The sequence below is a fragment of the Streptomyces sp. iso_384 genome (assembly GCF_056172905.1).
Map to the genome: position 1 here is coordinate 680,372 of NZ_JBWBTT010000001.1, position 15,167 is coordinate 695,538.

Here is a 15,167-nt window from a genome sequence, read left to right on the forward strand (position 1 = left end):
CGGCGGCCCGGCCGCCGCCCGACCGCCGCTCTCTCCCCCCGGTACGCGAGCACGCCCTTCGAGAGAGGCAGCACCTCGTGTCACTCACCCGCAGACAGACGGCCACCGCCCTGCTCACCCTTCCCCTCGCCCTCACCGCCACGCCGGCCTTCGCCCACGGCGGCGGAGCCGGCGGCCCCCGCCCCCGTACGCTCCACATCGCCGGGGACTCCACGGCCGCCACGAAATCCGCCGACGCCGCGCCCGAGACGGGCTGGGGCATGGCCCTCCCCTTCTTCCTCGCCCACCACCTCCGGGTCGCCAACCACGCGGTGAACGGACGCAGTTCCAAGAGCTTCGTCGACGAGGGCCGCCTCGCCGCACTGCTGGGCGGCGTCCGCCCCGGCGATCTGCTCCTCGTCCAGTTCGGGCACAACGACGAGAAGACCGACGACCCGTCCCGCGGCACCGACCCCTCCACCACCTACCCGGAGTACCTGCGCCAGTACGTCAGGGGAGCCCGCGCACGACGGGCCCGGCCCGTGCTCCTCACCTCCGTCGAGCGGCGCCGGTTCGGCCCCGACGGCGCCGCGCGGCCCACCCACGGCGAGTACCCCGCCGCGATGCGCGCCCTGGCGGCCGAGGAGGGCGTCCCGCTGCTCGACATCCAGGCGCTGTCCCTCGCCCGCTGGCAGCAGCTGGGGCCGGACGGCACCCTGCCGCTCTTCCTGTGGCTGAAGCCGGGCGAGTCGCCGGGCCACCCGGACGGCGCGCAGGACAACACGCACTTCAGGCCGCCGGGCGCGATCGAAGCGGCCCGGATGACGGCACGCGCCCTGCTGGACGAAGGCGTACTCGCGGCCCGCGACCTCCGCCGCCTCGGCGACCGTGTCCCGGACGAGTGGATCACCTGGGACGGACCTGTCCGGCCTGTCTGGCCTGCCGGTCCCGCCTGACCGGCGCCCCACCGCACCGCGCTTCCTCTCCTTCCCCCTCCCCTCTCTCCTCCCCTCTCTTCTTCCCCCTCTCCTCTCGCCCCTTTTCTCCGCTTCCTCCGACTACAGAGAAGGTTTCGCCATGCCCGCACGCACGCGTCACACCCGGGCCGTCGCCGTCACCCTGGGCTGCGCCTCGCTGGCCCTCGCGCTGAGCGTCCCCGCCCAGGCCGCCCCCCGGCCGGGCCCGCACGGCACGGGGATCGAGCGCGCCGTACTGCCCGCCGGGGACGGCTGGGCCGCCGCGGAAGGCTCCACCACGGGGGGCTCGGACGCCGCACCCGAGCACGTCTACACGGTGACCGACCGGGCCGAGCTCGTCGCCGCCTTCGAGGAGGCGGGCGACGCGCCCAAGATCGTCAGAGTCGCCGGCACCGTCCACGGCAACTCCGACGCCGACGGCACCCCGATCGGCTGCGAGCAGTACGAGACCGACGGCTACACCCTGGAGAAGTACCTCGCCGCCTACGACCCGGAGGTGTGGGGCGGCGACCGCGTTCCCGAGGGCCCGCTGGAGGACGCCCGCGTGGCCTCGGCGAAGCTCCAGCAGGCCGCCGTGAACGTCCGGGTCCCGTCCAACACCACCCTGATCGGGGTCGGTGCGAACCCCGAGATCATCGGCGCCAGTCTCCAGGTCCGGGACGTCTCCAACGTCATCGTCCGCAACATCTCGTTCGAGGACACCTACGACTGCTTCCCCCAGTGGGACCCCACGGACGGCAGTGAGGGCGCCTGGAACTCGGAGTACGACAACCTCGTCGTCTACGGCTCCCGGAACGTCTGGGTCGACCACAACACCTTCAGCGACGGCGACCGGCCCGACGCCGAACAGCCGCGCTATTACGGCCAGTTGTACCAGCAGCACGACGGCCTCTTCGACATCGTGCGCGGTGCCGACCTGGTCACCGTGTCGTGGAACGTCCTCAAGGACCACGACAAGACGATGCTCATCGGCAACAGCGACGGCGCCGGCGCGACCGACCGCGGCAAGCTCCGCGTGACGCTCCACCACAACCTGTTCAAGGACGTCAAGGAACGTGCTCCGCGCGTCCGCTTCGGCCAGGTCGACTCGTACAACAACCACTTCGTCGCCACGCGCGGAAGTTTTTACGGCTACTCCTACGGCATCGGCGCCGAGTCCCGCCTGGTCGCCGAGCACAACGCGTTCACCCTCGCCGGAGACGTGGACCGGGCCACCGTCCTGAAGAAGTGGTCGGAGGCCCCGCTCACGGCGGAGAACAACTACGTCAACGGACGCAGGACCGATCTGATCGCCGTGCACAACGCCGGAGTTCCCGGCGAGCAGCTCACCGAGGGTGCGGGCTGGACCCCCGGACTGCGCACGACGGTCCACCACCCCTGGGCCGTACCCGTGCTGGTCGGCCTCAAGGCCGGGGCGGGCAGGGTGTCCGGCCTCCGATGACCGGCGCGTACCCCCGATGAACCGGCCGGAGCGGCACCGCATGCTTTCCATCACCCCGGAGAGCGCCGCTCCGGCCCTTCGCCGCTCCGGCCCTTCTCGGCTGCGGCCCTTCGCCGTTCACCCGCGGCCTTTCGCCTGCCGCCTGATGTCGTTCGCCCGTTCACCGTTCGTCCGGAGGAGTACCGCCATGCCCACTCGACGCACCGCCCTGTCCCTGATCGCCGGCACGGGCGCCACGCTCGCCCTCGGCGCACCGGCCGCCCTCGCCCGGTCCGCCGCCGACCCTCGCCCCTTCGGCCGCTACGGCTCACCGGCCCGCCGCCACGACCCGCGCACGCTGTACGTCGACGCACACGGCCGGGGCGACCACACCGATGTCCAGTCCGCCGTGGACGCGGCCACAGGAACCGGCCGCACCATCGTGATCGCCGCCGGCGTCCACCGGGCCACGGTCGTCGTCGGCGCCGCCCACCGCGACCTCACGCTGATCGGCGCGAGCTCCGACGCCCGCGACACGGTCCTGGTGTACGGCAACGCGGCGGGCACGCCCCGGCCGGACGGCACCGGCACGCTGGGCACCAGCGGATCGGCCTCCGTCACGATCGGGGCGGAGGGCTTCACCGCCCGCGATCTGACCTTCGCCAACGACTGGCTGCGCTCCGACAACCCCGAGTACACCGGCACCCAGGCGGTGGCGGTCAAGGTCCAGGGCGACCGGTCGGCGTTCTACGGCTGCCGGTTCCTGGGCCACCAGGACACGCTGTACGCCGACTCGCCCTCCCTCGCCGTGTTCGCCCGGCAGTACTACCGCGACTGCTACGTGGAGGGCGACGTGGACTTCGTCTTCGGCCGGGCCTCCGCCGTCTACGAGCGCTGCCACTTCCGCGGCCTCGTCCGCCCCGGCCTGGCAGCCGCGCCCCACGGCTTCGTCTTCGCGCCCAGCACCGCCGGGGCCGGCCGGCACGGCTTTCTGGTCCTGCGCTCCCGCGTGAGCAGCACGGCCCCCGACGGGTACTACAAGCTGGCGCGTCCCTGGGTGCCGTCCTCCGACCCCACCGCACGCCCGATGCTCACCGTCCGCGAGAGCCGTCTCGGCGCGGGCATCGACGCGTCCGCGCCGTACGCCACCATGTCCGCCGGCCATCCGTGGCAGGAACAACGCTTCGCCGAACACCGCAACACCGGTCCCGGCGCCCGGGTCACCGTCCCGGCGAACCGGCCCCAGCTCAGCGCGTCCGAGGCCCGTGCCCACACACCGGCCCGCTGGCTGGGCGACTGGCGGCCGCTCGGATGATCCGGCGCGCCGCCGCCGTGCGCCCGGCACCGAGCAGGGCCCGCACCCCCCGCCGAGCGGGGGGCGCGGGCCTTTGCCGGTGCGTGGGGTACGGGGTGCCGGAGTGGGGCGTCGCACGGCCGGTCGCCGGGCGGCGGCACCCGTCAGCCGGCGTAGGTCTCGTACTCGGCGATCCTCGGGGAGCCGGTCGAGCTGACGATCTCGAAGGTGATCTTGCGCAGGGTGGTGCGCGGGAAGGAGATGGTCCCCGCTCCGTCGCCGGAGGCCAGGACGGTTCCGGCGTCGGCGTCGAGGAGCCGCCAGGCCCCGATGGAGCCCGCGGATCCCGTCGCCTCCCGGATGACGACGGAGGACACGGCGGTGGCGGAGTCCCACTTGATCGAGGCGTGGCCGGTCGAACCGGCGGGCGACCAGTAGGTGGTGAGGTCACCGTCCCGCAGATGGCCGAAGCTGGTCCCGGAGGCCTTGCTCGATCCGTCGGATCCGGCGCCGATGCTGAGGTTGGTCCCGCCGGGCGGCGTGGGGTCGGTGGGCCCCGGGGTCGGGTCGGTGGGGTCGGGGGTCGGGTCGGTGGGGCCGGGCGTGGGCTCGGTCGGCGGCTGGACCGTGCAGTTGCCGTCCGAGACCTTCAGGCCCTTGCCGGCGCCCGCCGTACGGCTCACGACGTCCGGCACACAGCCGGCCGCGTCGGGGGAGTAGGCGTAGGGGATGCTGACGGTGGTGGTGGACTTCATGTCGGGCCCGGCCGGGTTGTTGTCCTCGCCGGGGCTCGACCAGGTCACGTTGTCCAGCGTGTTGCCGTCGGCCTGCCAGTAGCCGGCGGCGTCGGTGTAGAAGGTGCCCAGGACGTCCTTGGAGTCCTCGAAGTAGTTGTTCTCCACCTTGGCGCGGGCGCCGGCCCGGGAGTTGATGCCGGACGAGTTGAGCCGCACGTAGTGGTTGTTGAACATGTGGCCGACGCCGCCCCGCAGCAGGGGGGCGCGGGAGTCGATGTTCTCGTACAGGTTGTGGTGGTACGTGACGAACCCGTTGGAGACGTCGCTCTCGCTGGAGCCCACCAGACCGCCGCGGCCCGAGTTGCGCAGGATGCTGTAGGAGAGGGTCACGTACCGGGTGTCGGCCTTCATGTCGAAGAGGCCGTCGTATCCCTCGGACTCGCCGCCCGACGCCTCCAGGGTCGTGTGATCGACCCAGACGTTGCGGACGCCGGACTCCATGCCGATGGCGTCACCGCCGTTGGAGGTGGGGGACCCCGACTTCTTGACGTTCTTGACGGTCACGTTCTGGATGATGATGTTGCTGGACTCGCGTATGTGGATGCCGATCTGGTCGAAGACGGCGCCGCCGCCGACGCCCACGATCGTGACGTTGCTGATCTGCTTCAGCTCGATCACGCCGTCGGCCGTGTTGCAGCTGCTGCCGGACACCTTGCTGGTGTTGCCGTGGTTGATGGTGCCTTCGACCTCGATGACGATCGGCGTGCCGGCGGCGGCGCGGCCGCACAGGGCCGCGTGGATCGCGGTGCCGGTGGTGGCCCGCACCGTCTGTCCGCCGGTACCGCCGGTGGTTCCGCCGTTCTGGGTGGCGTAGCCCGTGGCGCTGCCGGCCGCGGCCGACGCCTCGGGCGCCGTCAGGACGATGCCGCCGGCCGCGGCCGCGAGGGCCAGGGTGGCCAGTGCCGCCTGCAGCCGTCGTGTGACGGGTTGCCTCATGTTCGTCTCCCTGTGTCTTCGGGTGGTGGGATGCTGCCTGAATGTCAGGTGCATGACATGTCGGGAGCGCTTCCGCGCATGTCCTCGCGGTCCATCGTTCAGGGGGTTTTCCGCTGCTGCTAGAAAGCGCTTTCCCTGTTCCTGTCCAGTGAACATAGAGGGGGTCCACGGCTCTGGCAAGGTGCGTGCGGCAGTCGGATTCTCGCGCCGCGCGGCGCATTGGCGATCGCTGAAACAGCTGGTCAGACGGCATGCTGGTGCGATCGTTCGCTGGAGTGGAGGCCGGTCGGGGCGTGCGGTGCGCCGGGTGCGCCGTGCGCCGCCGGGGGTGCGCGTGCTTTCGGGGAGTGCCGGTCGAAGCGCCCGTATGGAAGCGCTCCCATTTTCTCCTCCCGATCGCCGGCGGAAGTGCCCGGTCCGCCGCTCGCCCGCCCGCGCGGCGCTGGTGCGGCGATGGCGGCCCGGCGGGTTCGCGGACGCGTCCGTGCTCTTGTCTGATGGCCCGTCAGGTACGACGATGGCGGCCGTCGCCCGGGGCGGGACCGTTCCGGGCCGGAGGGGAAGGAGGCCGCCGTGCCGGTACTGCCCAACGGGCCGCTGTCGTACGGGATGCAGCTGCCGGTCCAGTCGCAGAGCGTCATCTACGCGGAACCCTGGGAGGCGGCGGCGACCCCCGCCGATCTCGTCCGCATAGCCCGCGCCGCCGATCGGGGCGGCTTCGCCTACGTCGCCGGCTGCGACCATGTCGCCATCCCGCGACGGCTGGCGGAGGGCATGAGCACCGTCTGGTACGACCCCGTCGCCACGCTCTCCTTCCTCGCCGGGGTCACCGAGCGCGTGCTGCTGATGAGCCATGTCGCCGTGGTCGGGCTGCGCCATCCGCTCGTCACCGCCAAGCAGTACGCCACTCTCGACCACCTCAGCGGCGGCCGGCTGATCCTCGGGGTCGGGGCCGGGCACGTCCGGGAGGAGTTCGAGGCGGTCGGGGCGGACTTCGACGGGCGCGGGGGTGTCCTCGACGAGAGCATCGACGCGCTGCGGGCCGCGCTCGGGCCCGAGGAGTACCCGGAGTTCGCGGGGGAGCGGTTCTCGTTCAGCGGGCTCGGGCAGCTGCCCCGGCCCGCCCAGGAACGGGTGCCGGTCTGGGTGGGCGGCTCCTCGCCCGCCGCCGTGCGCCGGGCGGCCGTACGCGGCGACGGGTGGCTGCCGCAGGGCGATCCCCGGGACCGGCTGCCCGCGCAGATCGCCCGGGTGCACGCCCTGCGGGAGGAGGCGGGGGTCGGTGCGCCGATCGTCATCGGTGCGATCACCGAGCCGCTGTACGTGGGTGCGCCGGCGTGGTCCGTGGGGCGGCGGACGCTCGCCGGGAAGCCGGAGGAGCTGGCCGAGTCGTTGCGGGAGTACGCGGCGATCGGCGTGCACCAGATCCAGGTCCGCTTCCGGAGCCGGAGCGTGGACGAACTGACCGATCAGATGGCGGCGTTCGGTGCGGACGTGGCCCCTCATCTCGACAGGTAGGGGAGAGCCTCATGGGCAAGCTGGACGGACGGGTCGTCCTCGTCACCGGGGCGGCGCGCGGGCAGGGCGAGCAGGAGGCGCGGCTCTTCGCGGCCGAGGGTGCGCGGGTCGTCGTCGCGGATGTGCTGGTCGAGCAAGGCGAGGCGCTGGCCGAGGATTTGGGGGAGGAGTTCGGTGCGGGGTCCGGAGAGGACGTCGCCCGGTTCGTGCGGCTGGACGTCGGGAGCGAGGAGGACTGGGACGCCGCCGTCGCCGTGGCCAAGGACGCCTTCGGGAAGATCGACGGACTGGTCAACAACGCGGGCATCCTGCGCTTCAACGAGCTGGTCAACACCCCGCCGGCGGAGTTCGAGCAGGTGGTGCGGGTCAATATGACGGGCGCGTTCCTCGGGATCAGGGCCGTCGCGCCGGAGATCGAGGCCGCGGGCGGCGGGACGATCGTCAACACGTCCTCGTACACCGGACTGACCGGCATGCCGCTGGTCGGCGCGTACGCCGCGACCAAACACGCGGTGCTGGGGCTCACCAAGGTCGCCGCCATGGAGCTGGCGGCGAAGGGGATCCGGGTCAACGCCGTCTGTCCGGGGGCCGTCGACACCGCGATGAGCAACCCGGCCCTGCTGGACCCGGACGCCGACCTGACGACGTCGAGCGCCGCGCTGGACGCGTACTACCGCAAGCTCGTGCCGATGGGGCGGATCGGCCGGCCCGAGGAGGTCGCCGCGCTGGTGCTGTTCCTGACCTCGCAGGACTCCTCGTACATCACCGGCCAGCCGTTCGTCGTGGACGGGGGGTGGCTGGCGGGGGTCAGCCCCTTCTGAAGCAGCCTGCCTGACTGGGCGTCAGGTATTGACGGGGTCCGGCCGTGGTGGAACAGTCGGTCGCATCGCTATCTGACGGATCGTCAGATACGTCGTCGGGAAAACTTGAGGACGGTGAACCTCCGTGGAATTCGGGCTCTTTGTTCAGGGGTACGTGCCCGCCGCGCGTGCCAAGGTGGACCCCGAGGCAGAGCACAAGGCGCTGATCGAGGAGACCGAGTACGTCATCCAGGCGGACAAGTCCGGCTTCAAGTACGCCTGGGCCTCCGAGCACCACTTCCTGGAGGAGTACTCGCACCTCTCCGCCAACGACGTCTACCTCGGCTACCTCGCGCACGCCACCGAGCGCATCCACCTCGGCTCCGGCATCTTCAACCCGCTCGCGCCGGTCAACCACCCGGTGAAGGTCGCCGAGAAGGTCGCGATGCTCGACCATCTCTCCGAAGGGCGCTTCGAGTTCGGCACCGGGCGCGGGGCGGGCAGCCACGAGATCCTCGGGTTCATGCCGGGCATCACCGACATGAACCACACGAAGGAGCTGTGGGAGGAGACGATCGCCGAGTTCCCCAAGATGTGGCTCCAGGACGAGTACGTGGGCTTCCAGGGCAAGCACTGGTCGCTCCCGCCGCGAAAGATCCTGCCGAAGCCGTACGGGGGTGCGCACCCGGCCATGTGGTACGCGGCCGGGTCGCCGTCCTCGTACGCCATGGCGGGCAAGAAGGGGCTCGGCGTGCTGGGCTTCAGCGTGCAGAAGGTCTCCGACATGGAGTGGGTCGTCGAGTCCTACAAGAACGCGGTCAAGGACGCGGAGCCGGTGGGGGCGTTCGTCAACGACAACGTGATGGTGACGTCCACGGCGATCTGCGCCGAGACGCATGCCAAGGCGGTGGAGATCGCGGTGGGCGGCGGGCTGAACTACCTGCAGTCGCTGCTGTTCCGCTACCACGACACGTTTCCGCGGCCGGAGGGGATTCCGGAGTGGCCGCAGCTGCTGCCGGAGTACACCGAGGAGATCGTCGAACTGCTCATCGCCGAGGAGCTGATGATCTGCGGAGACCCGGACGAGGTGCTGAAGCAGTGCCGGCGGTGGGATCGGGCGGGGGCGGATCAGTTGAGCTTCGGGCTGCCGATCGGGATCAGTCCTGAGGACACGATGAACACGATCCGGTTGATCGGGGAGCACGTGATTCCGCAGATCGATACGGATCCCGTGCACCGGACCTCGCGGTTCCGGGCCGCCGCGAACTGAACCCTCGGGCTCACGTCGGGGCTCCGCCCCGAACCCCGCGCCTCAAACGCCGGCGAGGCCGGGTGTTCAAGCCCCTCCGGCGATGGAGGAGCGGGCGTGTGGGGGCGGAGCCCCCGCCGGTGAGCCGGGCGGCGTCTTCCCGGACCGTCGCCCTGTGAGCCGGGGTACGTACCGCGGCCCGAGCGTGCGTACCCCGGCTGTCCCAGCCGGGCCGAAGCAAGGAACCCCAGAAGGGAACCGTCATGCTCGACCACCTCATCCGCCGCGCGACCGTCGTGGACGGCACCGGCGGACCCGCGTACATCGCCGACGTCGGCATCCGCGACGGCCGCATCGCCGTCATCGCCGAGCCGGGGACGACCACCGAAGAGGCCGTCACCCGCGAGGACGCCGACGGGCTCGTCCTCGCCCCCGGGTTCGTCGACCCGCACACCCACTACGACGCCCAGCTGTTCTGGGACCCCTACGCCACCCCCTCCATGAATCACGGCGTCACCACCGTCGCGGGCGGCAACTGCGGGTTCACCCTCGCCCCGCTCCACCCCGACCGGCCCGAGGACGCCGACTACACCCGGCGGATGATGTCGCGGGTGGAGGGCATGGCCCTCAAAGCCCTGGAGGAGGGCGTCGACTGGACCTGGTCCACCTTCCGCGAGTATCTCGACGCCCTCGAAGGGCGCATCGCCGTCAACGCCGGGTTCATGGTCGGGCACTGCGCCCTGCGCCGGCACGTGATGGGCGCGGACGCGGTCGGGGGGCAGCCGACCCCCGCGCAGATGGACGCCATGCTCGCCCTCTTCCACGACGCCATGGACGCGGGCGCCTGGGGGCTCTCCACCACCCAGTCCTCCACGCACTCCGACGGCGACGGCGAACCCGTCGCCTCCCGGCACGCCCTCCCGGAGGAGCTGCTCGCCCTCTCCCGGGCGGTCGGCGAGCACGAGGGGACACAGCTGGAGGCGATCGTCGCCGGGTGCCTGGACCAGTTCTCCGACGAGGAGATCGACCTCTTCGTCGACATGACGGCCGCCGCCGGACGCCCGCTCAACTGGAACGTCCTCACCATCGACGCCGCCGTCCCCGAACGCGTACCGCGCCAGCTGATACCGAGCGAACGTGCCCGCGCGGCCGGAGGCCGGATCGTGGCCCTCACGATGCCGATCCTCACCCCCATGAACATGTCGCTCGGCACCTTCTGCGCCCTCAACCTCATCCCCGGCTGGGGCGAGATCCTGGCCCTGCCCGTCCCCGAGCGGATCGAACGGCTCCGGGACCCCGCCACCCGCGCCGAGATGCTGCGCCGCGCCGACAGCAAGGAGGCCGGGGTCTTCCGGCGGCTCGCGAACTTCGGCCGGTACGTCATCGGGGACACCTACAGCGCCGCCAACGAAGGACTCGGCGGGCGGGTCGTCGACGACATCGCGGCCGAGCGCGGCCAGGACGCCTTCCACTGCCTGGTCGAGATCTGCGCCGCCGACGATCTGCGGACGGTCCTGTGGCCGATGCCCACCGACAACGACCCGGACTCCTGGGCGCTGCGGCGGCGGACCTGGGAGCACGAGGACGTCATGCTCGGCGGCTCCGACGCGGGCGCGCACCTGGACCGGATGTGCGGGGCCCCGTACACCACCCGCTTCCTCGGCGACTGTCTGCGCGGGCGGAAACTCGTCCCGCTCACCGCCGCCGTCAAGATGCTCACCGACGACCCCGCCCGGCTCTTCGGTCTGCGCGACCGAGGCCGGGTCGAGGAGGGCTTCCACGCCGACCTCGTCCTCTTCGACCCCGAGCGGATCGACGCCGGACCCGCCACGCTCGTCCACGACCTGCCCGGGGACAGCCCGCGCCTGGACTCCAAGGCCATCGGGATCGTCTCCGTACGCGTCAACGGCGTCGAGACCCTGCGCGACGACAAGGTGACGGGGGCGGTGCCGGGGACGGTGCTGCGCTCGGGCCGTGACACCCGGACGGTGAGTACGGCGTGAGCCCCGACCGACCCGCGAAGCTGTTCATCGGCGGCGAGTGGACCGAACCCGCCGACGGGCACTACGAGGTCATCGACCCCGCCACCGAGGAGGTCGTCGGCCTCGCCCCCGAGGCGAGCCGGGCCCAGGTGTACGAGGCCGCGGCGGCGGCGAAAGCGGCCTTCCCGGCCTGGTCGCGGACCCAGCCCGAGGAGCGGGCCGCGATGCTGGACCGTACGGCGGACATCATCCGGCGCGACCTCCCCGCCCACGCGGAGATCGCCCGGCGGGAGAGCGGAGCCACCGCCTCCACCGCCCGGTCCCTGCAGGTCGGAGTCGGCATCGCCCGCTTCCGGCGGTACGCGAAGGGCGCCCTGGAGCCCGTCGAGGACGCCATCGCGCCGCAGATCAACGAGGCCGGGCCGATGGGGCGGGCCGGGGTCTTCGGGGCGCTGGCCGTCCGCCGGCCGGTCGGCGTGGTCACCTGCATCACCTCGTACAACAACCCCTGGGCCAATCCGGCGGGCAAGGTCGCGCCCGCGCTGGCGATGGGCAACACGGTCGTGGTGAAGCCCGCCCCGCAGGACCCGCTCTCCGTCTACCGGATGGCCGCCGCCCTCGCGGAGGCGGGCGTACCGCCGGGCGTGGTGAACGTGGTCACCGGGTCGGGCGCACCGTCCGGTGAGGCCGCCGTCGACTCGCCGGACGTCGACATGGTCAGCTTCACCGGCTCCACCGCGGTCGGGCAGCGCATCGCGGAGGTGTGCGGGCGCGGCATGAAGCGGCAGCTGATGGAGCTGGGCGGCAAGGGGGCGGCGATCGTCCTCGAAGACGCGGACCTGGACTCCGCGGTCGCGGGCATCGGCACGACCTTCTCCTTCTACAGTGGGCAGATCTGTACGGCTCCGACCCGCGTCCTGGTCCATCGGTCCCGCCAGGACGAGCTGATCGCCGCGCTCGCCGCGTACGCGAGCCGCCTCACCGTCGGCGACCCGGCCGACCGGGCCACCGTGGTCGGCCCGGTCATCTCCGCCGCCCACCGCGACCGCGTCGAGGCGTATGTGGAGCTGGGCCGGAAGGAGGGCGCACGGGTCGTCACCGGCGGCGTCCGCCCCGCCCATCCCGACCGGGGCTTCTATGTGGCCCCGACCCTCCTGGCCGACTGCACGCACGACATGCGGGTCGTGCGCGAGGAGATCTTCGGCCCGGTCGTCGTGGTCGTCCCGTTCGACGACGAGGAGGAGGCCGTCGCGCTGGCCGACGACAGCGACTACGGCCTCATCGACTACGTGTGGTCCGGCGATGTGGCCCGCGCCTTCCGGATCGCCCGCCGGCTGCGGGCGGGCGGGGTCGGCGTCAACACGGTCGGGCGGAACATGGAGGCCCCGTTCGGCGGGTTCAGGAAGAGCGGGGTGGGGCGGGACGTGGGCTCGTACGCGCTGCACGCCTACAGCGAGACGCAGGCGATCGTCTGGCCCGGCTGAGACACTGCGGGGTTCTGGTCCGAGCACCGCGGGAAAATTTTGAACCTACGCAAAACGGACAGTGCTGCGATTACCGTACGTCGTCGCGCTCGACGGAGTGGCATGCATTGCAAGGTTTCATGCGAGCGTGACCTTGAATTGATGAAGTGTTCATGGAGGAACGGCTGGCATATCCAAGGGTGAGACGCGGGAGTCTCATCCTCCGGATGTGGATATCGCAGCGCATAGCGTCCTTCTCATGACTCAGCTGGACGCGCGGCCACGGGCCGGAGACACGGTACGGGGAAGCGCCCCGGCCGACGGCGGTGACGGCGGTGTACGGAGCAAGGGGCTCGGCGGGAACTCCGTCGGCCTCATGGGCAGTGCCGTCATCGGCGTCTCCACCGTCGCCCCCGTCTACTGCCTGACCTCCACCCTGGGCTCCACCGCGGGCGAGGTCGGCGTACAGATGCCCGCCGTCTTCCTGGCCGGGTTCCTGCCGATGCTGCTCGTGGCCTTCGCCTACCGCGAGCTGAACAAGGCGATGCCGGACTGCGGCACCTCCTTCACCTGGACGGTGAAGGCCTTCGGCCCGCGCGTCGGCTGGATGTGCGGCTGGGGCCTCGTCATCGCGACGATCATCGTGCTGTCCAACCTGGCGGGCGTCGCCACCTCGTACTTCTGGCTGCTGGCGGGCGAGATCACCGGCAGCGCTTCGGTCGCCGCCCTGGACGACAGCAAGCCCGTCCACATCATCACCTGCCTCGCCCTCATCGCCGTCGCCACCGCGATCAGCTACCGGGGCATGACCGCCACCAAGGGCATCCAGTACGCCCTGGTCGGGCTGCAACTGGTCGTGCTCGCGCTGTTCGTGACGATGGCCCTGGGCAAGGCGGGCAGCGGCGGACCGGACTTCGCGTCCTCGCTCGACTTCTCCTGGTCCTGGCTGAACCCCTTCGCCGTCCAGTCCTTCGCCGCCTTCACCGCCGGACTCTCCCTCTCCATCTTCATGTTCTGGGGCTGGGACGCCTGTCTGACCGCCAACGAGGAGACCACCGGCAGCGAGAAGACCCCCGGCCGCGCGGCCCTCATCGCGATGGTCGTCCTGGTCGGCTCCTACCTCGCCACCGGCATCGCCGCCCAGATGGCCGTCGGCTCCGGCAGCTCCGGGCTCGGCCTCGCCAACCCGGACACCTCCGACAACGTCTTCGCCGCCCTCGCCGGACCGGTGATGGGCCCCGGCCTCGGCGTCCTGCTCTTCCTCGCGGTCCTCGCCTCGGCCGCCGCCAGCCTCCAGACCACGTTCATCCCGGTCGCCCGCACGGTGCTCGCGATGTCCGCGTACGAGGCGATGCCGGCCTCGTACGCCAAGGTCCACCCCCGCTTCAGGACGCCCGGCCGGGCCACGATCACGGCCGGCATCGGCACCGGCGTCTTCTACACCGTGATGACCCTGGTCAGCGAGCACGTCCTGGTCGACACCATCTACGCGCTCGGCCTCATGATCTGCTTCTACTACGCGCTGACCGCCTTCGCCTGCGCCTGGTACTTCCGCGCCGAACTGACCCGCTCCGCCCGCGATCTGGTCTTCAAGGGCCTCTTCCCGGTCGTCGGCGGCATCCTGCTCGCCGCCGTCTTCGCCAAGACCCTCTACGACATGTGGGACCCGGCGTACGGCTCCGGATCCTCGGTGTTCGGCGTCGGCTCGGTGTTCGTCATCGGGGTGGGGCTGCTGCTCCTCGGCCTGGTCCTGATGATCGCGATGGAGCGCCGCAGCCCGGCGTTCTTCCGGGGCGAGGTCCTGACGAAGGAGACCCCGGCGCTGGTCGTCGAGGACTGAGGCCGCAGGTCGTCGCGGTCCGGGAACGCGTAACGCGTAAGGGCCCCGGCTGCCGGGGCCCTTACGTGGGTGGTGCCGTCAGGTGCTACGGCCGCCAGTAGCCCAGGGCGTTCACGCGGTCCTTGGGCAGGCCCAGCTCCTTGCGGAGGTACGCCGACAGGGTCCGGGTGGTCGAGGTGTCGCAGGCGACCCAGACGTACGCGTCGGAGTGGTCGTCGCCCAGCAGTGCCGGCAGGGCCGCCTTCACCTCGGTGACGAGCTGCCCGCCCGCCTCGCGGCGCTCCACGTGGTGCAGGGTGTGGTGGGCCTCGTCGAGGCGGAACGGCAGTTTCCGGTCCTCCTCGTGCGCCGTCTCGAACCAGATCGTCGCCGGGGTCGACGGAATCGCGTCCAGCAGGGAGTTGATCGCGGGCAGCGCCGCCGCGTCACCGATCACGAAGAGCCGCGAGGGCGCCGGGTCGGGCAGCGTGAAGCCGGTGCCCTGGAGCGTCGCGTCGATCGTGTCGCCGGCCTTCGCCTCCCGCGCCCAGGTGCACGCGGCCCCTTCGTGCAGGGCGAACTCCAGGCTGAAGGTGCCGGCCTCCGGGTCCGGGTTGACCAGGGTGTAGGCGCGCTGATGCGGTTTGCCGTCCTTCTCGAACCACAGCCGCACCCACATCGTCGGATGGGCCCCGCCGGTCGCGGCGAGCAGCCCGCCGTCGGTCACGTGCACCCGGCGGAAGCGGTCCGTCACCTGCTCCGCGCCGGTCACCGTGAACGTGAAATCGCGCCCCCGGAACAGTTTGAGAACGACGCCTTCCCAGCCATGCCCCACGGTGTCTCCTGCCTCGCCCCCGTGCCCCGGCCCACTGCCCAAAGGGTCACTTTGGTTAGGCTAACCTAAATTTCAAGGGCTGGGGAGTGGCTGAAAAG

Annotated in this window: 11 protein-coding genes; 9 read left to right on the forward strand and 2 right to left on the reverse strand. The window is 71.5% G+C overall.

What is annotated here, in order from left to right:
* Positions 1-77 precede the first annotated feature (77 nt).
* From AC0VY3_RS03110 to AC0VY3_RS03120, 3 genes are all read left to right on the forward strand, one after another.
* Positions 78-935, forward strand: coding sequence for a rhamnogalacturonan acetylesterase (locus AC0VY3_RS03110; RefSeq protein ID WP_475548856.1), 858 nt, complete (start codon positions 78-80; stop codon positions 933-935).
* Positions 936-1,056: 121 nt separating this feature from the next.
* On the forward strand, positions 1,057-2,397 hold the full coding sequence (locus AC0VY3_RS03115; protein WP_475548857.1) for a pectate lyase family protein: 1,341 nt from the start codon (positions 1,057-1,059) through the stop codon (positions 2,395-2,397).
* 187 nt (positions 2,398-2,584) lie between these two features.
* Positions 2,585-3,691, forward strand: coding sequence for a pectinesterase family protein (locus tag AC0VY3_RS03120; protein WP_475548858.1), 1,107 nt, complete (start codon positions 2,585-2,587; stop codon positions 3,689-3,691).
* A 143-nt stretch (positions 3,692-3,834) separates the two neighbouring features.
* Here AC0VY3_RS03120 and AC0VY3_RS03125 read toward each other — a convergent pair whose 3' ends face one another.
* Positions 3,835-5,403, reverse strand: a complete 1,569-nt coding sequence (locus tag AC0VY3_RS03125) for a pectate lyase family protein (RefSeq protein ID WP_103513227.1) — start codon at positions 5,401-5,403, stop codon at positions 3,835-3,837.
* Between the two features lie 573 nt (positions 5,404-5,976).
* On the opposite strand from AC0VY3_RS03125, the gene AC0VY3_RS03130 reads away from it, so the two are divergent.
* From AC0VY3_RS03130 to AC0VY3_RS03155, 6 genes are all read left to right on the forward strand, one after another.
* Complete coding sequence (locus AC0VY3_RS03130) at positions 5,977-6,921, forward strand: TIGR03619 family F420-dependent LLM class oxidoreductase (protein WP_242742587.1); 945 nt, start codon at positions 5,977-5,979, stop codon at positions 6,919-6,921.
* 11 nt (positions 6,922-6,932) lie between these two features.
* Positions 6,933-7,742 (forward strand): SDR family NAD(P)-dependent oxidoreductase, encoded by an 810-nt coding sequence (locus AC0VY3_RS03135; RefSeq protein WP_103513229.1) that lies wholly within the window; start codon positions 6,933-6,935, stop codon positions 7,740-7,742.
* 124 nt (positions 7,743-7,866) lie between these two features.
* Positions 7,867-8,991, forward strand: a complete 1,125-nt coding sequence (locus AC0VY3_RS03140) for an LLM class flavin-dependent oxidoreductase (RefSeq protein ID WP_103513230.1) — start codon at positions 7,867-7,869, stop codon at positions 8,989-8,991.
* Positions 8,992-9,233: 242 nt separating this feature from the next.
* Entirely contained in the window at positions 9,234-10,973 is a 1,740-nt protein-coding gene (locus tag AC0VY3_RS03145) for an N-acyl-D-amino-acid deacylase family protein (protein WP_103513231.1), read from the forward strand.
* On the forward strand, positions 10,970-12,436 hold the full coding sequence (locus AC0VY3_RS03150; protein WP_103513232.1) for an aldehyde dehydrogenase family protein: 1,467 nt from the start codon (positions 10,970-10,972) through the stop codon (positions 12,434-12,436). Before AC0VY3_RS03145 ends, AC0VY3_RS03150 begins: the two co-directional genes overlap by 4 nt.
* Before the next feature lie 238 nt (positions 12,437-12,674).
* A complete protein-coding gene (locus AC0VY3_RS03155) occupies positions 12,675-14,255 on the forward strand; it encodes an APC family permease (protein WP_475548859.1) in 1,581 nt (526 codons plus the stop codon).
* An 85-nt stretch (positions 14,256-14,340) separates the two neighbouring features.
* On the opposite strand, the gene AC0VY3_RS03160 is transcribed toward AC0VY3_RS03155, so the two are convergent.
* Complete coding sequence (locus AC0VY3_RS03160) at positions 14,341-15,069, reverse strand: siderophore-interacting protein (protein WP_475548860.1); 729 nt, start codon at positions 15,067-15,069, stop codon at positions 14,341-14,343.
* Positions 15,070-15,167 lie beyond the last annotated feature (98 nt).